The sequence below is a fragment of the Streptomyces sp. NPDC059524 genome, from assembly GCF_042749255.1.
Lineage (GTDB): Bacteria > Actinomycetota > Actinomycetes > Streptomycetales > Streptomycetaceae > Streptomyces > Streptomyces xanthii.
On record NZ_JBHYTK010000021.1, the window covers coordinates 1 to 20,263 of the forward strand.

The window sequence follows — 20,263 nt, forward strand, 5'->3', positions numbered from 1 at the left end:
GGGCTCCCCCCGGGGGCGCCCCCCCCCGCCGACCCCCCGCCCCCGCCGCCCCCCGGGCCCCGGGGGCCGCCGCGCTGGGCGCCGAACGCCGCCGCCCGCGCTCCCGGCCCGGCCTTTCACTTTGGGCCCGGCCCAGCCTCACCTTTGGCCCTCCCCCTTCTCCCACCCGCCCGCCCCCTCCGGGGGCCGTCGGCCCTGCACCCTGCCTCAGGCAACACCCCAGCCGGGGTGCGCGTTTCAATCGCCTCGCGCCCAGCCCCGAGCAAGCACTCGAACCGCCCCGGCGTCGGGACAGCACTCCAGCCCGTCTGGTCCAGCCCAGCGCGGCCTCGCGCTGGGCCCCCGCCTCGGCAGCGCTACGCGTCCCAGTCACCTCGCGCCCAACCCCGAGCAAACGCCCCAACCGCCGCGGCATCGGAGCATGACTCCAGACTCTGGCGGTCATCCGACCGCCCCGCCTCGGGCCGTCTCCCGCCTGAGCCGGCACAGGTGCGTGATCCGGTCGACCGGTTACGGCGCCCCGCCGTAGAAGCCAGGCATCATCGCCGACGACCGCGCCGTCGGGGCTGGTCGCGCAGTTCCCCGCGCCCCTTACGGGGCACATCCGCCCCGGCGCCGAAATCAGCGCCGCCCAGCCTTGGTCCAGCCCCGTCCCGAGCCCCGTGCCGGGCGACGCCCCCCGGAGGGGGTGGGTGGGTGGGAGGAGGGCCCGGACCTATGGGGGGACTGGGCCGGGGCCGTGTGCCGCTCCGGCCAAGGCTGGGCGGCAGGCGCCGACCAGCGTGATTGGGAGGACAGGCAGGGCCGTTGGGCGGACCGAGCCCGGCCTGCGTACCGCTCGATCCAGGCACAGCGGCCCGACGCCGGCCGGAAGACCAGGCGAGCCGTTCGACCGCCGGCCCGTTCGCCGAGTCCGTTATGCCGGATCCTCCCCGTTGCTGCGACGCGTTCCGTTCACGCCGCGGACCTGGTCCCGGGGCCGCCCGTTACAGTGCGGCCATGACGGACGACCAGCAGCAGATCCAGGCGGCGATCGACGGCGAACTGCGCCTGCTCGAACCGGCGGTGCGCCGGGACGACGCGCAGTCGGGGGCGCTCCTCGACCCGGAGTTCTTCGAGTTCGGTGCGTCCGGGCGGCGTTGGGACGTGGAGTCGATGCGGGAGCTGATGGGCTCGACGCCCGTCGAGCCCGAACACCCGGTGGAGGTCACGGAGATGGCGGGCGTCCTGCTCGCGCCGGGGCTCGTGCATCTGACGTACCGGACGGACGAAGGGGACCGCCGCGTGCGGCGCAGCTCGGTGTGGCGCCGCCACCCGGAGGCCGGGTGGCGGCTGTACTTCCATCAGGGGACGCCTACGAAGGAGTAGGCAGAAAAGGGAGGCGTCAGCTGTCGAAGCCGAGGCCGACGGAGTCCATCGCCTTCAGCCACAGGTTGCGCCGGCCGCCGTTGTCGTCGGCGCGGGCCAGCGACCACTTGGTGAGCGCGATGCCGGTGTAGGCGAACGGCTCGGGCGGGAACGGGAGCGGCTTCTTGCGGACCATCTCGAGTTCGGTGCGCTCGGTGCGCTCGCCCGCGAGAAGGTCGAGCATGACGTCCGCGCCGAAGCGGGTGGCGCCGACGCCGAGCCCGGTGTACCCGGCGGCGTAGGAGACCCGCCCTCCGTGGGCCGTGCCGAAGAACGCGGAGAACCGCGAGCAGGTGTCGATCGCGCCGCCCCACGCGTGGGAGAAGCGCAGGCCCTCCAGCTGCGGGAAGCAGGTGAAGAAGTGGTCCGCGAGCTTGGCGTAGGTCTCGGGCCGGTGGTCGTGCTCGGCGCGCACCTTCCCGCCGTACGGGTAGATCGCGTCGTAGCCGCCCCACAGGATCCGGTTGTCGGCGGAGAGCCGGAAGTAGTGGAACTGGTTGGCGCTGTCGCCGAGGCCCTGGCGGTTCTTCCAGCCGATGGAGTCGAGCTGCTCCGCGCTGAGCGGCTCGGTCATCAGCGCGTAGTCGTAGACCGGGACGGTGTACGAGCGGACGCGCTTGACCAGGGACGGGAAGACGTTGGTGCCGAGGGCGGCGTGCCGGGCGAAGATCCGGCCGTACGGGGTGCGGACGGCGAGGCCCGCCCCGTTGGAGGCCAGCTGGGTCGCGGGCGTGTTCTCGTAGATCCGTACGCCGAGGTCGAGGCAGGCCTGCTTGAGGCCCCAGGCCAGTTTGGCGGGGTGGAGCATGGCGACGCCGCGCCGGTCGTGCAGCGCGCCGAGGAAGGTCGGCGAGTCGACCTGCTCGCGGGTCTGGTCGGCGTCGAGCATCTCGAGGCCGTCGGCGAGACCGGCCTCCTGGAGTTCGGTGTGGAACTCGCGCAGTTCGGCGACCTGGTGCGGCTGGGTCGCCACGTCGAGTTCGCCGGTGCGTTCGAAGTCGCAGTCGATGGAGTAGCGGGCGACCGCCGCCTCGATGGCGTCGAGGTTGGCGGCGCCCAGCTCCTCCAGCTTGTGGATCTCGTCGGGCCAGCGGGCGAGCCCGTTGGCCGTGCCGTGGGTGAGGGAGGCGGCGCAGAAGCCGCCGTTGCGCCCGGAGGCGGCCCAGCCGATCTCGCGGCCCTCGACGAGGACGACGTCCCGGCCGGGGTCGCGCTCCTTGGCGAGGAGCGCGGTCCACAGGCCGCTGTAGCCTCCGCCGACGACGAGCAGGTCGCACCGCTCGTCACCGGTCAGCGCCGGCAGCGCCGCGGGGCGCCCCGGGTCGTCCAGCCAGTACGCGACGGGCTGGGCGTCCGCGAGGGCGGCGGTCCAGCGGTTCTGACGATTCATGGCGCCAGCGGCCATGATTCCAACTCCCTCAGGAATGAGCAGTCCCCTGGAACTCAGGCGACCTTGTTCTTTCGCTTGCCGGCGAACATGCCGACAAGGACGCACAGTACGGCGACCAGGAACATGGCCGTACCGATGACATTGATCTGAACGGGTGTGCCGCGCTGCGCCGAGCCCCACACGAACATGGGGAAGGTGACCGTGGATCCCGCGTTGAAGTTCGTGATGATGAAGTCGTCGAAGGAGAGCGCGAAGGCGAGCAGCGCGCCCGCCGCGATGCCCGGTGCCGCGATCGGCAGGGTGACGCGGAGGAAGGTCTGGACGGGGCCGGCGTAGAGGTCCTGCGCGGCCTGTTCCAGTCGGGGGTCCATCGACATGACGCGCGCCTTGACGGCGGTCACCACGAAGCTGAGGCAGAACATGATGTGGGCGATCAGAATGGTCCAGAAGCCCAGCTGGGCGCCCATGTTGAGGAACAGGGTGAGCAGCGAGGCCGCCATGACGACCTCGGGCATCGCCATGGGCAGGAAGATCAGCGAGTTGATCGCGCCGCGCGCCCGGAAGCGGTAGCGGACGAGCGCGAAGGCGATCATCGTGCCGAGCACGGTCGCGCCGATCGTGGCCCACAGGGCGATCTGGAGGCTGAGCGAGAGCGAGCCGCACATGTCGGCGACGCCGCAGGGGTTCTTCCAGGCGTCGAGCGAGAATTCCTGCCACTCGTAGTTGAAGCGGCCCTTCGGTTTGTTGAAGGAGAAGGCCGTGACGACGACGTTCGGCAGGAGGAGATAGGCGAGGGTGATCAGACCCGCGATCACCACGAGGTTCTTCCGCAGCCAGCGCATCAGACGAGGTCCTCCGTTCCGGCCCGCCGGATGTAGAAGGTGACCATCACGAGAATGGCCGCCATGAGGATGAAGGAGAGGGCCGCCGCGGTCGGATAGTCGAGGATGCGCAGGAACTGCGTCTGGATGACGTTGCCGACCATGCGGGTGTCCGTGGAGCCGAGGAGGTCCGCGTTCACGTAGTCGCCGGCGGCCGGGATGAAGGTGAGCAGGGTGCCGGAGACGACGCCGGGCATCGACAGCGGGAAGGTCACCTTGCGGAAGGTGGTGGCGGGCGAGGCGTAGAGGTCGCCCGCGGCCTCGTGCAGCCGGCCGTCGATCCGCTCCAGGGAGGTGTAGAGCGGCAGGATCATGAACGGCAGGAAGTTGTAGGTGAGGCCGCAGACCACGGCGAGCGGGGTGGCGAGGACGCGGTCGCCCTCGGTCATCCCGAGCCAGGTCGTCACGTCGAGGACGTGCAGGGTGTTGAGCGCGCCGACGACCGGTCCGCCGTCCGCGAGGATCGTCTTCCAGGCGAGCGTGCGGATCAGGAAGCTGGTGAAGAACGGGGCGATCACCAGGACCAGGACGACGTTGCGCCAGCGGCCCGCGCGGAAGGCGATGAGGTAGGCGAGCGGGTAGCCGAGCAGCAGGCACAGGATCGTGGCGCAGCCGGCGTACAGGACGGAGCGCAGGAACTGCGGGTAGTAGTCGGCGAGCGCGTCCCAGTACGTGGCGAAGTGCCAGGTGACCTTGAAGCCGTCCTCGAGGGAGCCCTGCTGCACCGAGGTGGAGGCCTGGTAGACCATCGGCAGGGCGAAGAAGACGATCAGCCAGAGGATGCCGGGCAGCAGCAGCCAGTACGGGACGAGGCGGCCGCGCTTGCGGATCTTGCGGGGCGGTTCCTCCGCCGGGGCGGGCGCCAGTGGCGGCGCTTCGGTGACAGTGCTCATGCGGCCGTGTCCTCCGAGACCTTCTCCACGCCCGCTTCGGCGTCCTGGTCCGCGTCGAGGCCGAACGTGTGCGCGGGGTTCCAGTGCAGGACGACCTCGGCTCCGGGCGTGAGGCGGCCGTCGCGCTCGATGTTCTGGGCGTAGACCTCGAACGAGTCGCTGAGCGGGGTGTCGATGACGTACTGCGTGGAGACGCCGATGAAGCTGCTGTCGGCGATGGTGCCGGTGATGCGGTTGCGGTCCTCGGGGATCGTGCCCGCGTCGTCGGCGTGGGTGAGGGAGATCTTCTCGGGGCGTACGCCGACGAGGACCTTGCCGCCCGCTCCGGTGTCCGCGCTGCAGCGCTCGGCCGGCAGCGAGAGCTTGCCGTCGCCCGCGCGCAGGGTGAGCTCGTCGCCCGCCCGGCCGGCGATCTCGGCCTCGATGAAGTTCGAGGTGCCGAGGAAGTTCGCGACGAAGGTGGAGCGCGGGTTCTCGTACAGGTCGGTGGGGGCACCGAGCTGTTCGACGACGCCCGCGTTCATCACGGCGACGGTGTCGGCCATGGTCATGGCCTCCTCCTGGTCGTGCGTGACGTGGATGAAGGTGATGCCGACCTCGGTCTGGATGCGCTTGAGCTCCAGCTGCATCTGGCGGCGCAGCTTGAGGTCGAGGGCGCCGAGGGGCTCGTCGAGGAGCAGCACCTTGGGGTGGTTGATGAGCGCGCGGGCGACCGCGACGCGCTGCTGCTGGCCGCCGGAGAGCTGGTGCGGCTTCTTGCGGGCGTGCTCGCCGAGCTGGACCAGGTCGAGCATCTCGTCGACCTGCTTCTTGACCGACTTGATGCCGCGCCGGCGCAGGCCGAAGGCGATGTTCTCGAAGATGTCGAGGTGCGGGAAGAGCGCGTACGACTGGAAGACGGTGTTCACGGGCCGCTTGTAGGGCGGCAGCGAGGTGACGTCCTGGTCGCCGAGGAGGACGGTGCCGGTGGTCGGCTCCTCCAGGCCCGCGATCATGCGCAGGGTGGTGGTCTTGCCGCAGCCGGAGGCGCCGAGGAGGGCGAAGAAGGAGCCCTGGGGCACGGTGAGGTCGAGCGGACGGACGGCGGTGAAGCCGTTGTCGTACGTCTTGCTGATCCCGGTGAGACGGACGTCGCCGCCGTGGTCGGTCGTCATGGTGAGTCCAAGGATTCGTCGGGGACGGGGGCGGGGCGGGTGGCGGAGGGCCGGTTCAGCCGCCGGTGAGCTGGGCGAACTTCTCCTCGAACGCGGTCTCTTCCTTGGCCGTCAGGGAGCGGAAGCCGTGTCCCTTGGACTGCATGGCCTTGTCGGGAACGATCAGCGGGTCGTTCGCGACGTCCTTGTCGATCTTGGCGAGCTCGGGCCGGACGATGCTGGTGTCCAGCGGGCTCACGTAGTTGATCCACGCGGCGAGCTGCGCGCCGACGGCCGGCTCGTAGTAGTAGTCGATGAGCCGCTCGGCGTTCGTCTTGTGCCGCGCCTTGTTGGGGATCAGCATGCTGTCGGTCGCGGTGATGTAACCGGCGTCCGGGATGGCGAACTTGACGTGCGGGTTGTCCGCCTGGAGCTGCACGACGTCACCGGCCCAGGCCAGACAGGCCGCGAGGTCGCCCTTGCTGAGGTCGGCGATGTAGTCGTTGCCGGTGAAGCGGCGCACCTGCCCGCGGTCGACGGCCTTCTGGAGGCGGGCGATCGCCGCGTCGAAGTCGTCGGCCTTGAAGTCGCGGGGGTCCTTGCCCATGTCGAGCAGGGTCATGCCGACGCTGTCGCGCATCTCGGACAGCAGGCCGACCTTGCCCTTGAGCTTGGGGTCCTCGAGCAGCTCGGTGACCGAGGTGATGTCCTTGCCGCCGGTCGCCTTCGTGTTGTAGGCGATGACGGTGGAGACGCCCTGCCAGGGGTACGAGTAGGCGTGCCCGGGGTCCCAGTCGGGGTTGCGGAACTGGGGCGCCAGGTTGGTGTACGCGTGCGGCAGGTTGGACGGGTCGAGCTTCTGCACCCAGCCGTAGCGCACGAGCCGGGAGGCGATCCAGTCGGTGAGGACGATCAGGTCGCGGCCGGTGTCCTGGCCGGCCGCGAGCTGCGGCTTGATCTTGCCGAAGAACTCGACGTTGTCGTTGATGTCCTCGGTGTACTTGACCTGGATCCCGGTGCGTTTGGTGAACGCCTCCAGCGACGGGCGGTGCTTCTCGTCGTCGCTCATGTCGATGTACTCGGTCCAGTTGGAGAAGTTGATGACCTTCTCCTTGGCCGAGTGGTCCTCGGACGTGGTGGCGCCCTGGGACTTGCTCGCGGCGGGAATGCCGCAGCCGGTGAGCGCCCCGAGGCCGCCGACGGCGAAGGCGCCGCCCGCGGAGGCGCGCAGCAGCGAACGGCGGGTCATGGCGGCCCTGCCGTTCCTGAAGCTGCGCCGCATGGCGGCCAGTTGGGCCGGGGAAAGGCGGTCGGGCTCGTACTGCTCCATGCGCGTGGTGCCCTTTCGGGATGGTGGCCGCGGGTCGGGCGGCCGGGCTGCTATCGGTCCCCGAAGATCGTGCGGTGCCAGTCCTTCCTGACGACCGCGGTGTTGTCGAACATGACGTGCTTGATCTGCGTGTACTCCTCGAAGGAGTAGGCAGACATGTCCTTGCCGAAGCCGGACGCCTTGTAGCCGCCGTGCGGCATCTCGCTGAGGATCGGGATGTGGTCGTTGACCCACACGCAGCCCGCCTTGATCTCGCGCGTGGCGCGGTTCGCGCGGTACACGTTCGTGGACCAGGCGGAGGCGGCGAGCCCGTAGGGGGTGTCGTTGGCGAGCCGGATGCCCTCCTCGTCGGAGTCGAAGGGCAGCACGACCAGGACGGGGCCGAAGATCTCGGACTGGACGATCTCGCTGTCCTGTGCCGCGTCGGCCACGAGGGTGGGCCGGTAGTAGGCGCCGTCCGCGAGGGCGCCGCCGGGGGCCTCGCCGCCGGTCACCACGCGCGCGTAGGAGCGGGCACGGTCGACGAATCCGGCGACGCGGTCGCGCTGGGCGTGCGAGATGAGCGGGCCGAGGTCGGTGCCGTCGGCGAACGGGTCGCCGAGCCGGACGCTCGCCATCACGTCGGCGACGCCGGCGACGAAGGCCTCGTAGAGGGGGCGCTGCACGTACGCGCGCGTGGCGGCGGTGCAGTCCTGGCCGGTGTTGATGAGGGCACCCGCGACGGCTCCGTGCACGGCGGCGTCCAGGTCGGCGTCGTCGAACACCACGAAGGGCGCCTTGCCGCCGAGCTCCAGGTGGAGGCGCTTGACGGTGGCGGTGGCGATCTCGGCGACGCGCTTGCCGACCCCGGTGGAGCCGGTGAAAGAGGTCATGGCGACGTCCGGGTGCCCGACGAGGTGCTCGCCGGCGTCCCGGCCGGCGCCGGTGATCACGTTGACGACGCCCTCGGGGATGCCGGCCTCGGTCGCGGTCTGCGCGAAGAGCAGCGAGGTGAGCGGGGTCAGCTCGGCGGGCTTGAGGACGATCGTGTTCCCCGCGGCGATGGCGGGCAGCACCTTCCAGGCGGCCATCTGGAGCGGGTAGTTCCAGGGGGCGATGGAGCCGACGACACCGATCGGCTCGCGCCGTACGTACGAGGTGTGGTCGCCGCTGTACTCGCCGGCGGACTGGCCCTGGAGGTGGCGGGCGGCGCCCGCGAAGAACGCGGTGTTGTCGACGGTGCCGGGCACGTCGAACTCGCGGCTGAGCTTGAGGGGCTTGCCGCACTGCAGCGACTCCAGGCGGGCGAACTCCTCGGCGCGCTCGGCGAGGGCCCCGGCGAAGGCGTGCATCGCGTCGGACCGCTCGCCCGGGGTGGCGCCGGCCCAGCCGGGGAAGGCGTCGCGGGCGGCGGCGACGGCGGCGTCCACGTCGTCCGTACCGGCCAGCTCGTACGTGAAGACGTCGGTGCCGGTGGCGGGGTCGACGACCGCGTGGGTGCGGCCGGAGGTGCCCTGGGTCAGCCGTCCGCCGACGAAGTTCGCTCCTTCGGCGAAGCGTTCCTGCGCGGCGGCCGCCACGGACTTGGCCGACGGGCGGTCGGGGAGGTTGGCCGAGGTGGGGTTGTGCATGAGTGCTCGCTCTCGCTTTCCTCGCCGGGCACCCGTTCCCACGGGCCCCTGCGTGGCTCCAGCTCGATTTGAGTGCCGATCCTGACAGAGGGTCGACACCTCAACAAGTGATTCCGTTGTTGCCTTTTGGTTACGCGACGGAATCTGTCGACCAGGTGTCGAGTGCACCTGGAAAACCCAGGACGGTGTGTCAGTGGTGCGTGTCAGACTCGCGTGCATGAACGAAACGGGGGCCGCGAGCATGATCGACAGCAGGGAATCACTGGTCAGCGCCCTGGCGGCGGGGACGCGCGTGAAGTGGCTGCATTTCTGGGGGCACACCCCGCGGCCGGACGGCAGTCTGGGCGCGAGCTGCCTGAGTCAGTGGTGGCCGTCGCCGTTCACGGTCGACGGCGTGGAGTACGCGACGGCGGAGCACTGGATGATGGCCGGCAAGGCCCGGCTGTTCGGGGATCCGGAGGCGGAGCGCAGAGCCGTCGAGGCCGCTCACCCTGCGCAGGCGAAGAAGGCGGGTCGCCTGGTGAAGGGCTTCGACGAGGAGGTCTGGGAGCGCGAGCGCTTCGGGATCGTCCTCGCGGGCAGCCTGCACAAGTTCGGCTCGGACCCGGCGCTGCGCGACTTCCTGGTGCGCACCGGTGAGCGGGTCCTGGTGGAGGCCAGCCCCGTGGACCGTGTCTGGGGCATCGGCCTCGCGGCGGACGACCCGGCGGCCGAGGACCCGGAGCGCTGGCGCGGGCCGAACCTGCTGGGGTTCGCGCTGATGGCGGCGCGGCGGGAGCTGGCCGCGGCGTCCTGACCTCACCGGGCGGCGCCCGGCCTCCCGGTGACCCGAAGGGTCAGCGCGTCTGGTCGGGGATCAACCCGACGGGTCAGCGCGTCTGGTCCAGGATCACGAGCAGGGTGATGACGCCGACGCCCACGAGCAGGCCGAAGGCGCCGCAGATGATGCCCGCGAGCGCCTGCCCGCCGTTCGTGGCCTCGCCGCGGCGCGCCTTGCTCCGGCCGATGAAGCCGAAGACGATGCCGAGGATCCCGGTGATGATCGAGACGGGCCAGAACAGGCACAGCACCGCGGAGACGATGCCGGTGACCATGCTCGTGACGCCGAGCCCGTTGCTCGGCTGCACCGGCATCCCGCCGGCCCAGCCGTAGGGGGCCTGTGGATAGGCCCCCACGGGCTGCTGCGCCGGGTAGCCGTACGGGGCGTGCTGCGGGCCGGGCGCCGGGTGGCCGTAGGCCGCGGAGGGCAGGCCCGGGCCCGCGGGCGACACCGGCGGGGGCGGCACGGCGCCCTGCTGCGGGTACTGCGGATGCTGCGGGGCGGGTGTCGCGTACGGGGACGGGGCCTGCGGTGACGGCGGGTGCGGGGTGCCGCTCGCGGCGGGCATGGCCGTCACCGTCTGGCTGTCGTGGATGCCGCGCCCGCCGGCCGGGCTCTGCGGGGCCGGTGCCGGGACCGCGTCCTGCGGCTTCGCCCAGGGGTCGCTTCCCTGCGGTGTGGTGCCGCCTGCCATGGGACGCGCCCCCTTCGTTGCGTACGTACGTCGTGCTCGGTGCCGCCGTCCGGCCATGCTACGTGCCGGGCACCGGGGCACGGACGGGGGCACTCCGGACAGGACCCGGGCCCCCGCGGACCGCCCTGGCGCGCTCCGGCCGACCCGCGCCCGCGCCGCCCGCATACGATGCCGGGGACCCCGATCAGCCGATCACCCGAGTTCCTGGGGAGGAATCCGTGAGCCAGCGCCTGCAGACCTTCATCGCCGGACTGCCCAAAGCAGAACTGCACGTCCATCATGTGGGCTCCGCCTCCCCCAGGATCGTCTCCGCGCTCGCGGCCCGGCACCCCGACTCGAAGGTGCCGACCGACCCCGAGGCGCTGGCCGACTTCTTCACGTTCACGGACTTCGCGCACTTCATCGACGTCTATCTGTCGGTCGTCGACCTGATCCGCACCCCTGAGGACGTCCGGCTGCTCACGTACGAGGTCGCGCGCGACATGGCGCGGCAGAACGTGCGCTACGCGGAGCTGACCATCACCCCCTACTCGTCGACCCGGCGCGGCATCGACGAGAAGGCCTTCATGGACGCCATCGAGGACGCCCGCAAGGCGGCCGAGGCGGAGTTCGGCACGGTGCTGCGCTGGTGCTTCGACATTCCCGGCGAGGCCGGCCTGGTCTCCGCCGAGGAGACGGCGCGGCTGGCGACGGACGACAAGCTGCGCCCCGAGGGCCTGGTGTCGTTCGGGCTCGGCGGCCCCGAGGTCGGGGTGCCGCGGCCGCAGTTCAAGCCGTACTTCGACCGGGCGATCGCGGCCGGGCTGCGCTCGGTGCCGCACGCCGGCGAGACGACCGGGCCCGAGACGGTCTGGGACGCGCTGCGCGACCTGCGGGCCGAGCGCATCGGGCACGGCACGTCCTCGGCGCAGGACCCGAAGCTCCTCGCGCACCTCGCCGAGCACGGCATCCCGCTGGAGGTGTGCCCGACGTCGAACATCGCGACGCGCGCCGTACGCACCCTGGAGGAGCACCCGCTGAAGGCGTTCGTGGACGCGGGCGTCACGGTGACGATCAACTCGGACGACCCGCCGATGTTCTCGACGGACCTGAACACGGAGTACGCGGTCGCGGCGCGGCTGCTCGGGCTCGACGAGCAGGGCCTGGCCGACCTGGCGAAGAACGCGGTCCGCGCCTCCTTCCTCGACGACGCCGGCAAGACGCGGATCGCCGCGGAGATCGACGCGTACACGCGGACCTGGCTCGCGGACGCCTGACCCGGGCGCCTGACGCGCGCAGGTCCGACGCGCAGGTCTGAGGCGCGCGGGCCCGGCACGACAGGGCGCGGCGGTCACCGGGCACCACAATGGTGCCCATGCGCACCGTGACTGCCGTCGCCCATCGAGGCGACCCCTACCGCGTCCGTGAGAACACCCTCCCGTCCCTGCGCTCGGCGCTGGAGCGGGGGGCGGACGTGGTGGAGGTCGACGTCCGGCTGACCCGCGACGGCGTCCCGGTCCTGCTGCACGACGCCACGCTCGAACGGCTCTGGAAGCACGACCGCCCCCTGTCCGCCCTCTCCTGCGACGAGGTGCGGGGCCTCACGGAGGGCGGCGTCCCCACCCTCGCCGAGGCGCTGGCCGCGACCGGTGACGCCCGCCTCATGATCGACCTGCCCGGCGCGGACACGCGGGCCGTCCGGGCGATCGTGGGCCTGATCGGCGAGTGCGGCGCCGCCGAACGCGTCTACTACTGCGCCGGCGCCGAGACCATGCTCAAGGTGCGGGCCGCCGATCCGTCCGCCGAGATCGCCCTGACCTGGACGACGCTGGCCCCGCCCCGCCCGGCGCTCGTCGAGGCGGTCCGCCCGCACTGGCTCAACTACCGCTTCTCGCTGCTGACCCGCGACCTCGTGGCCCGCGTCCACCACGACGGGCTGCTGGTGTCGGCGTGGACGCCGGACACGCGGCGCTCGATGCGGAAGCTACTGGCCGCGGGCGTCGACTCCATCACGACGAACCGCGTCGACGTCCTGGCCGACCTCCGCTGAGGCCGGACCCGGTTCGTCGCCGGGTGCGGGCCGGTGGGGGCTGGTCGCGCCCCGCGGCGCAGCCGCTGATGTCACGGCCCCGCGCCCCTGATGAGGCCGCGCCTCATCGGGGAAATGCGACCCGAAGGGTCTGCATTTCAGGGGCGCGGGGAACTGCGCGACCGGCCACGACGAGACCCGCACCCGGCGACGAACGGTCAGCCCCGGGCTCTGACGACCCGCCGGGCCACCCCGTGCGACACCACCGTCGCCGCCCCGGCCCACGCGAGCCCGGCGACGACATCCCGCCCCCGGCCCGCGCGCAGCACACCCGCCCGCTTCAACCGCCCCCGCGCCCACACGGCGAACGGCACGACGAGCGTCGGCGAGGTGGCGACCCCCGGCGTGTACCCCCGCACGGCGAGCGCCTGCCCCAGGTGCACGAGCCCGTGCAGCCCGAACCCGTTGAGCATCGCCTGATAGACGGCGCTCCGTCCGCCGCTGGCCCACCCCGCGACGGCCCCCGCCCCCACGATCCCCGCCATGACCCCGACGGCGACCCCGAACTCCCGCTCGTCGACGCCCTCCACCGCCCGCCACACCCCGTCCGGCACCCCGGGCCACCGCTCCCGCAGCACGGGCACGTTCTCCCGCACCCACCGCGGCCCGGCGACGAGCTCCTCGGTGTCGTGCAGGGCCCAGGCGGCGAAGAGCCCCAGGGTGACAGCGGCGGACACCTTTTCATCGTTCGATGAATTCCCCATACGAGGAAGGGTACTTGGGGCCGCCGACGGCCTCACAACCCGGCGATCGCGTTCCACCGCTTCGCGAACTCCGTGCGCTCCGTGGACTTGATGTCCCGGGCGATCGCGAGACGCGACCGCATCCGGTCGTCCGGGAAGATCAGCGGGTCCTCGGCGAGTTCGGCGGTCTCCTTGTCCTTCGAGGAGGCCAGGACGTGCTGGGCCGCCGGCACGGGGCACACGTAGTTGACCCAGGCGGCGAGTTCGGCGGCGACCTCGGGTTCGTAGTAGTAGTCGACGAGTCGTTCGGCGGTGGCCTTGTGCTCGGCGAGGTTGGGGATCATCAGGGACTCCGCCCAGAGTTCGGCGCCCTCCTCGGGGACGACGAACTCGATGTCCGGGTCGTCGGCCTGGAGCTGGATGACGTCGCCGCTGTAGGCCTGGCAGGCGAGGACGTCGCCGCTGGAGAGGTCCTTGATGTAGTCGTTGCCGGTGAAGCGGCGGATGTGCTTCGACGCGACGAGCTTCTCGACCTGGTCGCAGGTGCGGTGGAAGTCGTCGGCGGTCCATCGGGTGATGTCGACGCCGTTGCCCTGCATGAGGAGCGCGAAGGACTCGTCGAGGCCGGACAGCAGGGTGACGCGGCCCTTGAGGTCGGGGGCCCAGAGGTCGGAGACGTGCCGGATCTCGCGGCCGAGGCGGCGCTTGTTGTACGCGATGCCGGTGATGCCGGACTGCCACGGCACCGTCGACCTGCGGCCGGGGTCGAAGGCCGGGTCGCGCAGCAGCGGGTCGAGGTACTTGGTGACGTTGGGCTGGCGCGAGCGGTCCATCTCCTGCACCCAGCCCAGCCGGACGAACCGGGAGCACATCCAGTCGGAGATGACGATGAGGTCGCGTCCGGTGCTCTGGTGGTTCATGAGGGACGGGCTGATCTTGCCGAAGAACTCGTCGTTGTCGTTGATCTCCTCGGTGTACCGGACCTGGATGCCGGTCCGCCGCTCGAACGCGTCCAGCGTCGGCCGCTTCGCCGGGTCGTCGTCGTCGACGTCGATGTAGAGCGGCCAGTTCGCCCAGGTGAGCCGCTTGTCGTCGGCGGAGCGGTCGTGGTCGGCGGCGCGGTCGCCGGGCGCGACGTAGGCGGCGGGCACCCCGCAGCCGGAGGCCAGGGCGCCGACGGCCGCGGCGGCGGCACCACCGCCCAGGGCGCGCAGCAGGGAACGGCGGTCGAGGCGGGGGGTGTTGTGGTTGGCTCGCACCCACGAAGCATGCAGCGGGCACACACCCCGGCTCAATGGACGCTGCGTCCGGGCGGGCACCCCGGCGGGCGACACCTTGTCGATCTCCCGGGCGGCACCCTGTCGATTCCGTGAGCGGCGCCTCGCCCCTGTGGCGGGGAGCGCCCGGTGTGCTCAGCCGGTCCAGCTGGCGAGCAGTCCGAGGTTCTCGGCGGCGTCCGTGCCGGGCGCCGGCAGATAGCTGACCAGGACCTGTCCGTTGTCGGGCAGGTGCAGGATCTCGAAGTCGAGGTCGAGCGGCCCGACGACGGGGTGCCGCAGCGCGTACCGCCCGGCTCCCTTCTCGTGGACGTCCTGCCGGGCCCACAGGGTGCCGAACTCCTCGCTCTTCATGGCGAGCGTGCCGAGGAGGGAGGCGAGGGCGGGGTCGTCCGGGTACCGGCCCACGCTCACCCGCAGGAAGCCGACCGTCGCCTCCGCCTTGGCGCGCAGGCTGCCGGCGAGGAGGGAGCGGTACGCCTCGTCGAGGAAGACGAGGTGGGCGAACGTGCGCTGTTCCTCGGGGAGCTGCGAGAAGTCGCCGAAGACGGCGGCGGCCTGCGCGTTCCAGGCGACGACCTCGGTCAGCGGCCCGCACAGGTAGGCGGGCCCCGGCTGCGCGTCGAGGAGGCGCCGCAGTCCGGGGCGTACGGGCTCGGGGCGCGGGGCGGCGGCCGCGCGGGCTGCGGGCCGGGCACGGTCGGGCCGGGCGAGATTGCGCAGGTGCTCCTGCTCGGCGGGGTCCAGCCGCAGGGCGCGGCCGACGGACTCCAGGACATTGTCCGACACATGCGGGTTGCGCCCCTGTTCCAGGCGTACGTAGTACTCGACGCTGACGCCCGCGAGCTGGGCGAGCTCCTCGCGGCGCAGACCCGGGACGCGCCGCTGCCCGTACGAGACGAGGCCGACGTCCGCGGGGCGCAGGCGGGCCCTGCGGGTGCGCAGGAACTGGCTCAGTTCGGTCCGGCGTTCGACGGTGAGGTCCATGGCGACGAGTATCACCGCTCGCGCCGCCGCGTGGGTGGTCAACTCTTTCCCCCCTCACGGGTGTGCCTGTCAGGGGGTGGTGTCCGGGCCGCAGAGTCTTCCTCGTCGGCACGGCGACCACGCCGTCGGACCCTGAGACCTTGAGGACGGACCCCATGAACTCCCCGCTCACCACGACCACCGCCCCCACCACCACCGCTCCCGCCACCTCGGCGGCTCACCGCGAGCTCGGCAGCACCGGCATGCGCCTCTCCCCCATCGGCCTCGGCAGCTGGGCCTTCGGCGGCGAGGGCTGGCGCTTCTCCTGGGGCGGGCAGGACGACGCCCGTTCGATCGCCACGGTGCACGCCGCCGTCGAGGCGGGGGTGAACTGGATCGACACCGCCGCGGTCTACGGCCTCGGCCACTCCGAGGAGGTCGTCGGCAAGGCGATCGCCCAACTCCCGCAGAGCGAGCGGCCGTTCGTCTTCACGAAGGTGGGGCTCGTCTGGGACCCCGAGAACCCGGCCGCCGCGCCCCGGCGCATCATGCGGGCGGACAGCGTGCGCCGCGAGGTCGAGGACTCGCTGCGCCGGCTCGGCGTCGAGGCGATCGACCTGTACCAGGTGCACTGGCCGGACACGGGCGCCTCGCTCGACTGGGACGGCGACGGCTCGGGCGCCGCGGACGAGGTGCGGGTCACGCCGCTGGAGGAGTACTGGCAGACGATGGCCGAGCTCAAGAAGGAGGGCAAGGTCCGCGCGATCGGCCTGTCCAACCACGATCCGGCGCAGCTCGCCGCCGCCTCGGCCGTCGCCCCGGTCGACGCGGTCCAGCCGCCGCTCTCCCTGATCAACCGCTCCGCCGAGCCGGAGATCGACTGGGCCGCGGACCACGGCACCGGCGTGATCGTGTACCAGCCGCTGCACTCCGGTCTGCTGTCCGGGACGTTCACCCGGGAGCGGGCTGCGCGGCTCGACGCGGGCGACTGGCGCCGCACCCACCCGGACTTCACCCGCGACCTGGACCGCAACCTCGCGATCGTGGACCGTCTGCGCACGGTCGCCGAAGGCCACGGCGTCCCGGTCGGCTCGGCGGCGATCGCCTGGGCACTGGCCCGACGCGGGGTGACCGGCGCGATCGCGGGGGCGCGAGGCCCCGAGCAGGTACGCGACTGGGCCCAGGCGGCAACCCTGCGGCTGACCCCGGAGGACCTGACCCACCTCTCCTGACCCAGAACGGCCCTGCCCCTGGGCGGGGCCGTCTCACTGTGAGCCGTGTCTCTGTGGGGCCGTGCCGTTGTGCGTGGCTCCGCCCACGGGGGGGGCGAGGCCGTCTCGCTGTGCGGCGCTCCGCCCAGGGCGCGGCCGTCTCACCGTCCGGCACTCCGCCCACGGGGGCGGAGCCCTCTCGCTGTGCGGCGCTCCACCCACGAGAGGCGGGCCATCTCGCTGGCCGGCACTCCCTCCAGTGGGCGGGGCCGTCTCACTGTGGGGCCGTGCAGCCGCGCCGTCGTGCGGGGCTCCGCCCGCGGGAGGCAAGACCGTCTCGCCGTGCAGCGCTCCACCCACAGGAGATGGAGCCGTCTCACAGCCCGGCACTCCCTCCAGGGGGCGGGGCCGTCTCACTGCCCGGCACCCCATGGGGGGCTGGGCCCTCTCGTTGTGCAGCGCTCCACCCGCAAGAGGCGGGAGCGTCTCGGTGCCCGCCACTCCACCCCAGGAGCAGAGCCCTCTCGCCATGCAGCGCTCCGCCCACAGGAGGCGGGGCCCTCTCGCTGCCCGGCGCCCCACCCACGGGAGGAGAGACCCCTCACGGCCCGGGCCCCCGCCACGAGGGTGAGGCCCTCTCGCCGTGCTGTGCTCCGCCCCCTGGGACGGGGCCGGTGCCGGCGAGGCTCAGTCTCGCGTGCGCCCCGGTCCCGGCTCCAGCCACCCCACCAGGTCCCCGGCCGTCACCCGCTCCAGGCCGGCCGCGTCGGCCGCGCCGGGGAACAGGCGGTACAGGGTGCCGTCGGTGGCGTCGGGGACGTCCCCGTGCTCCAGCGCGGCGAAGACCCGGCGCTCCGCGAGCTCGGGCACCGCGCTCACCAGGTCCGGCTCCCACCCCTCGCGCACCCGCAGCGCGAACCAGGCGCGGGGTTCGTCCGGCTCCCGGCGGTAGATCCGCGCGAGCCCCGACCCGTCCCGTACGACGACGTCGCCGTCGGTGCGCGCGGCGGCCGCCCAGCAGGCGAGGTCCCAGAGTGTGGCCCGGTCGCCGGCCTGGAACGCGTCGAGCAGGTCGCGGCCGAGCCGGCGCAGGGCCTCCCGGTGCCGCCACACGCCGTGGTTCCCCTCGCCGGTCGGCAGCGTGGTGTCCGCCCACCAGGCACGCAGGGTGCGCAGGTCGACGATCATCGGCACGAGCGCCTTCGCGTCCCCGGCGAGGTCGAAGCGCTGCCGCACGGCCCGCGCGTCGAACCGCCCGCGCGCCCCGCGCTCGACGCCCATGAACCCGGCGAAGGCGTCGGGCAGTTCCTCGAACGGCACGTCGTTGTAGGAGAAGACGACCGGCATCGCGTAGCGCACACCCACCCCGCGCAGCCGGCCCAGGTCGAGGTCGACGTACTCGGTGGCCCCGTGCGGCGCGGGCGCGGACGTGAGGTCGCCCGAGTGCAGCGCGGCCTCGCCGCCCCACTCCAGGCTGGTGTAGTCGCACAGGCCGACGAAGCGCCACTGGTCGTCGTAGAAGGCGACGGAGAGGTCGAGGTCGACGCGCCGGCCGCGCTCCTGCATCCAGTGCAGGAACAGGCGCAGCGCCTTGCCGTCCCCCGGCGCGGGCACTTTGAGGGCGCTGCCGCGCGGCACGGCGACGAGGGAGGCGGCCGAGGCGCGCTCGGCGTAGGGCACGGGCAGGTCGGCGAGGCGGGCGTCGAGCACGGCGACGTCGTACCGGTCGCCGGGCACGTCCATGCGGCGCACCGCCTCGGCCTCGATGGCTTCGGCGGCCCGCTCGACGTCGCGGCGGGGCAGCGGCGGGCGCGTGTCGTCGATCGCGTACGCCTTGGTGACGCGGCCGCGCGGGAAGAAGACGCGGCGGTGTCCGGGCACGGCCCGCACCGCGAGCTTGCCCCAGGCGCCGAGCAGCGGTCCGACGCCGGCGCCGGGCAGCGCTGCGGCGAGGGCGTCGGTGACCCGCTCGGGCATCCCGTCGACGACGGCCCGGGAGAGCAACGCGTCGAGCCGGCGCAGCAGTTCACCGGGGCGGGCGCGCAGCAGTTCGGTGGCGCGCTCGACGTCCCAGTACGCGAGGGCGCTCTCGACGCGGGCCGCCGTGCCGACAGTGCGCAGGCGGTCGCCGACGAGCTTGACCTCGGCGCCCTGCCGGGCGGCGCGGGAGAGCAGCACGTCCTGCAACGGGCCCTCGTCCTGCACGCGGTGGCCGCGCAGGACGGCGAAGGCGAGCGCGGCGCGCGGGAAGCGGCGGGCGTGCTCGAAGGGGTGCAGCAGTTCGCCGACCCGCTTGAACGCGCCGGGCCGCCGCCGCATGTCCTCGACGAGCCGTTCGAGGTCCAACCCGTCGAGGATGCCGAGCAGTTGGCGCCGCAGGGGCCGCGGGACGTTGCGCAGCCGCACGGTCTCCAGCAGGTCCGGGTCGCCGCCCGAGCGCACGACGAGCAGCCGCAGCACGTCGGTCGCGGTGTCCGCGTACCGCGCCAGGGCGGCGGGCTCGTGCTCGGCGAGCCGCGCGAGCAGCAGCGCCTTGGACTCGCGTACGGGGATGTCGGCGGGCAGGGCGGTGAGGTCCGCGGGGTCGAGGGAGCCGAGGAGGAGGACGAGGTCGTCGTGGTCCCGCGGGTTCAGCGGGGTGCGGTGGGCGAGCAGGGCGGTGAGTTCGGCGGTCGCGTCCGCGTCGGGGGAGGTGCCGAGGACGAGGGTGCGCAGCACGGCGCGGTCGCCGTCGGGGGCGGGCACGTCCAGCCAGGGCCGAGTGGGCCCGTCGGTCTCGTACCGGGTCTCGCAGACGGGGCAGGCGTACCAGGTGTCGCACAGCTCGCAGCAGCCGAAGTCGAAGCCGCCCAGGCACTTCTCGCACACGAGGTGGGCGCAGGGCGCGACGGCGCGGACGGGGTCGCCGGGCCGGCCGCAGGCCATGCAGGGCTGGTGCGGCTGGGCGGCGAGCGCGGTGAGGACGTGCGCCGCGTACAGGCGTCCGGCCCGCTGGTAGGGAACGTCCTGCGGGAAGCGGGCGAACAGCGGCGCGTGGTGCCGGTCCGCGCCGGTCAGCGCGGCGACGGCGGCGAGCAGCCGGGTCCCGGCGCGGGCGAGCCCGTCCTCGTCGAGCGTGCCGAGGGCCTTGCGCAGCGGCGCGGTCAACAGGTGTCCGAGCGCGGCGAGTTCGGCTTCGAGCACGAGGACTCCGGCGGCCACGGTCGCGCTCGCGCCGGGCCCCGGGGTCACGTACACCCGCTGCGCGCGGCGCAGCAGCAGCGCCTCGATGTCGTCCTGGACCATGCGCCGTCCACCCCCGTCGCCTCAGTGAGACGTGTGCGTCAAGAAGAAGGCGGGGGCGGGAAGTGGGCGCACTACGGTCTTTTCGCAGAAGAAAGGGAGAAGGAAGCGCACCGCGGAGCCGCCCCCGCGCGACTCACGCTACGTGGCACCGAGCGGGCGCCGCACCCGGATTTCCCGGGGCCGGAAAAGGCCGCCCGGCCGCCTAAGCAGGCAGGAGAGCCCGCAAGTAGCGCCGCGTCACCGCGAGTTGCACGACGCGCGCGAGGGGCCCGGCGAGGCGGGTGTACCAGCGGCCGGGCCGGGAGAAGGCCCGGATGCGGAACCACACGGAGCCGTCCGGTTCCCGGGTCACGAGGAACGCCTCCTCGCCGCACTCGGGATGCCCGGCGAGGGTCCCGTAGGCGAAGCCGATCCGGTCGGGCTCGCGCACGACCCGTACCACCCGGCACGGGATCCGCAGGAGCAGGAAGCGCAGGACGACGTCGGCGCCCTCGCGGACGTCGTCGCCGGGGGTCACGCTCAGTCCGGCGCCGCGCTGGGCGCGCCATGCGAGAACCGGGGGCGCCGCCCCCCCCCCGCCCGGGGCGGCCCCGGTTGGCGGCCTCGGCCTTGTCC

Annotated in this window: 17 protein-coding genes; 5 read left to right on the forward strand and 12 right to left on the reverse strand. The window is 72.7% G+C overall.

Going from position 1 to position 20,263, the window contains the following annotated elements:
- Positions 1-999: 999 nt before the first annotated feature.
- Positions 1,000-1,368 (forward strand): DUF4440 domain-containing protein, encoded by a 369-nt coding sequence (locus ACFW9D_RS08920; RefSeq protein ID WP_384619480.1) that lies wholly within the window; start codon positions 1,000-1,002, stop codon positions 1,366-1,368.
- 16 nt (positions 1,369-1,384) lie between these two features.
- Here the strand turns inward: ACFW9D_RS08920 and ACFW9D_RS08925 are convergent, their stop codons facing one another.
- Genes ACFW9D_RS08925 through ACFW9D_RS08950 form a run of 6 tightly spaced genes read right to left on the reverse strand, consistent with a single transcriptional unit; the run spans position 1,385 to position 8,644 of the window.
- Positions 1,385-2,812: an FAD-binding oxidoreductase gene (locus tag ACFW9D_RS08925; protein ID WP_188336574.1), complete on the reverse strand. Its 1,428-nt coding sequence runs from the start codon at positions 2,810-2,812 to the stop codon at positions 1,385-1,387.
- Positions 2,813-2,850: 38 nt separating this feature from the next.
- A complete protein-coding gene (locus ACFW9D_RS08930; RefSeq protein WP_188336575.1) occupies positions 2,851-3,639 on the reverse strand; it encodes an ABC transporter permease in 789 nt (262 codons plus the stop codon).
- Positions 3,639-4,571 (reverse strand): ABC transporter permease, encoded by a 933-nt coding sequence (locus ACFW9D_RS08935; protein ID WP_188336576.1) that lies wholly within the window; start codon positions 4,569-4,571, stop codon positions 3,639-3,641. The genes ACFW9D_RS08930 and ACFW9D_RS08935 overlap by 1 nt, the downstream gene beginning before the upstream one ends.
- Positions 4,568-5,725, reverse strand: a complete 1,158-nt coding sequence (locus tag ACFW9D_RS08940; RefSeq protein WP_188336577.1) for an ABC transporter ATP-binding protein — start codon at positions 5,723-5,725, stop codon at positions 4,568-4,570. The genes ACFW9D_RS08935 and ACFW9D_RS08940 overlap by 4 nt, the downstream gene beginning before the upstream one ends.
- A gap of 55 nt (positions 5,726-5,780) precedes the next feature.
- Positions 5,781-7,034, reverse strand: coding sequence for a PotD/PotF family extracellular solute-binding protein (locus tag ACFW9D_RS08945; protein WP_188336578.1), 1,254 nt, complete (start codon positions 7,032-7,034; stop codon positions 5,781-5,783).
- A gap of 50 nt (positions 7,035-7,084) precedes the next feature.
- On the reverse strand, positions 7,085-8,644 hold the full coding sequence (locus tag ACFW9D_RS08950; RefSeq protein ID WP_188336579.1) for a gamma-aminobutyraldehyde dehydrogenase: 1,560 nt from the start codon (positions 8,642-8,644) through the stop codon (positions 7,085-7,087).
- A gap of 217 nt (positions 8,645-8,861) precedes the next feature.
- Between ACFW9D_RS08950 and ACFW9D_RS08955 the strand changes: the two genes are divergently transcribed.
- Entirely contained in the window at positions 8,862-9,440 is a 579-nt protein-coding gene (locus ACFW9D_RS08955; RefSeq protein ID WP_384619485.1) for an NADAR family protein, read from the forward strand.
- A gap of 73 nt (positions 9,441-9,513) precedes the next feature.
- On the opposite strand, the gene ACFW9D_RS08960 is transcribed toward ACFW9D_RS08955, so the two are convergent.
- Entirely contained in the window at positions 9,514-10,158 is a 645-nt protein-coding gene (locus ACFW9D_RS08960) for a DUF4190 domain-containing protein (RefSeq protein ID WP_384619487.1), read from the reverse strand.
- Positions 10,159-10,349: 191 nt separating this feature from the next.
- On the opposite strand from ACFW9D_RS08960, the gene ACFW9D_RS08965 reads away from it, so the two are divergent.
- Both ACFW9D_RS08965 and ACFW9D_RS08970 read left to right on the forward strand, forming a co-directional pair.
- Positions 10,350-11,414, forward strand: a complete 1,065-nt coding sequence (locus ACFW9D_RS08965; RefSeq protein ID WP_384619568.1) for an adenosine deaminase — start codon at positions 10,350-10,352, stop codon at positions 11,412-11,414.
- A 98-nt stretch (positions 11,415-11,512) separates the two neighbouring features.
- Positions 11,513-12,187 (forward strand): glycerophosphodiester phosphodiesterase, encoded by a 675-nt coding sequence (locus ACFW9D_RS08970; protein ID WP_384619490.1) that lies wholly within the window; start codon positions 11,513-11,515, stop codon positions 12,185-12,187.
- Between the two features lie 197 nt (positions 12,188-12,384).
- Here the strand turns inward: ACFW9D_RS08970 and ACFW9D_RS08975 are convergent, their stop codons facing one another.
- The 3 genes from ACFW9D_RS08975 to ACFW9D_RS08985 all read right to left on the reverse strand — a co-directional run bounded on the left by ACFW9D_RS08975 (position 12,385) and on the right by ACFW9D_RS08985 (position 15,173).
- Positions 12,385-12,930 carry an HXXEE domain-containing protein gene (locus tag ACFW9D_RS08975; RefSeq protein WP_384619492.1) on the reverse strand — a complete coding sequence of 182 codons (546 nt, stop codon included), beginning with the start codon at positions 12,928-12,930 and terminating at the stop codon, positions 12,385-12,387.
- Positions 12,931-12,962: 32 nt separating this feature from the next.
- Positions 12,963-14,168: a spermidine/putrescine ABC transporter substrate-binding protein gene (locus ACFW9D_RS08980; RefSeq protein WP_384619493.1), complete on the reverse strand. Its 1,206-nt coding sequence runs from the start codon at positions 14,166-14,168 to the stop codon at positions 12,963-12,965.
- Between the two features lie 153 nt (positions 14,169-14,321).
- A complete protein-coding gene (locus ACFW9D_RS08985) occupies positions 14,322-15,173 on the reverse strand; it encodes a helix-turn-helix transcriptional regulator (protein ID WP_384619496.1) in 852 nt (283 codons plus the stop codon).
- Positions 15,174-15,328: 155 nt separating this feature from the next.
- Between ACFW9D_RS08985 and ACFW9D_RS08990 the strand changes: the two genes are divergently transcribed.
- The gene (locus ACFW9D_RS08990) at positions 15,329-16,384 is read left to right on the forward strand and encodes an aldo/keto reductase (RefSeq protein WP_384619498.1); all 1,056 of its coding nucleotides are present in this window, start codon (positions 15,329-15,331) and stop codon (positions 16,382-16,384) included.
- Between the two features lie 666 nt (positions 16,385-17,050).
- On the opposite strand, the gene ACFW9D_RS08995 is transcribed toward ACFW9D_RS08990, so the two are convergent.
- Together ACFW9D_RS08995 and ACFW9D_RS09000 are read right to left on the reverse strand one after the other, a co-directional pair.
- Positions 17,051-19,648: an MXAN_6230/SCO0854 family RING domain-containing protein gene (locus ACFW9D_RS08995; RefSeq protein ID WP_384619500.1), complete on the reverse strand. Its 2,598-nt coding sequence runs from the start codon at positions 19,646-19,648 to the stop codon at positions 17,051-17,053.
- A 202-nt stretch (positions 19,649-19,850) separates the two neighbouring features.
- The gene (locus ACFW9D_RS09000; protein WP_384619503.1) at positions 19,851-20,165 is read right to left on the reverse strand and encodes a DUF1990 family protein; all 315 of its coding nucleotides are present in this window, start codon (positions 20,163-20,165) and stop codon (positions 19,851-19,853) included.
- Positions 20,166-20,263 lie beyond the last annotated feature (98 nt).

Excerpts from the sequence above, each read along its gene's own strand:
- ACFW9D_RS08920 (WP_384619480.1), top strand. The coding sequence starts at position 1,000 with ATGACGGACGACCAGCAGCAGATCCAGGCGGCGATCGACGGCGAACTG.
- ACFW9D_RS08945 (WP_188336578.1), bottom strand. The coding sequence starts at position 7,034 with ATGGAGCAGTACGAGCCCGACCGCCTTTCCCCGGCCCAACTGGCCGCC.
- ACFW9D_RS08955 (WP_384619485.1), top strand. The coding sequence starts at position 8,862 with ATGAACGAAACGGGGGCCGCGAGCATGATCGACAGCAGGGAATCACTG.
- ACFW9D_RS08975 (WP_384619492.1), bottom strand. The coding sequence starts at position 12,930 with ATGGGGAATTCATCGAACGATGAAAAGGTGTCCGCCGCTGTCACCCTG.
- ACFW9D_RS08995 (WP_384619500.1), bottom strand. The coding sequence starts at position 19,648 with ATGGTCCAGGACGACATCGAGGCGCTGCTGCTGCGCCGCGCGCAGCGG.
- ACFW9D_RS08950 (WP_188336579.1), bottom strand. The coding sequence starts at position 8,644 with ATGCACAACCCCACCTCGGCCAACCTCCCCGACCGCCCGTCGGCCAAG.
- ACFW9D_RS08960 (WP_384619487.1), bottom strand. The coding sequence starts at position 10,158 with ATGGCAGGCGGCACCACACCGCAGGGAAGCGACCCCTGGGCGAAGCCG.
- ACFW9D_RS08925 (WP_188336574.1), bottom strand. The coding sequence starts at position 2,812 with ATGGCCGCTGGCGCCATGAATCGTCAGAACCGCTGGACCGCCGCCCTC.
- ACFW9D_RS08940 (WP_188336577.1), bottom strand. The coding sequence starts at position 5,725 with ATGACGACCGACCACGGCGGCGACGTCCGTCTCACCGGGATCAGCAAG.
- ACFW9D_RS08930 (WP_188336575.1), bottom strand. The coding sequence starts at position 3,639 with ATGCGCTGGCTGCGGAAGAACCTCGTGGTGATCGCGGGTCTGATCACC.
- ACFW9D_RS08985 (WP_384619496.1), bottom strand. The coding sequence starts at position 15,173 with ATGGACCTCACCGTCGAACGCCGGACCGAACTGAGCCAGTTCCTGCGC.
- ACFW9D_RS08935 (WP_188336576.1), bottom strand. The coding sequence starts at position 4,571 with ATGAGCACTGTCACCGAAGCGCCGCCACTGGCGCCCGCCCCGGCGGAG.
- ACFW9D_RS08990 (WP_384619498.1), top strand. The coding sequence starts at position 15,329 with ATGAACTCCCCGCTCACCACGACCACCGCCCCCACCACCACCGCTCCC.
- ACFW9D_RS08970 (WP_384619490.1), top strand. The coding sequence starts at position 11,513 with ATGCGCACCGTGACTGCCGTCGCCCATCGAGGCGACCCCTACCGCGTC.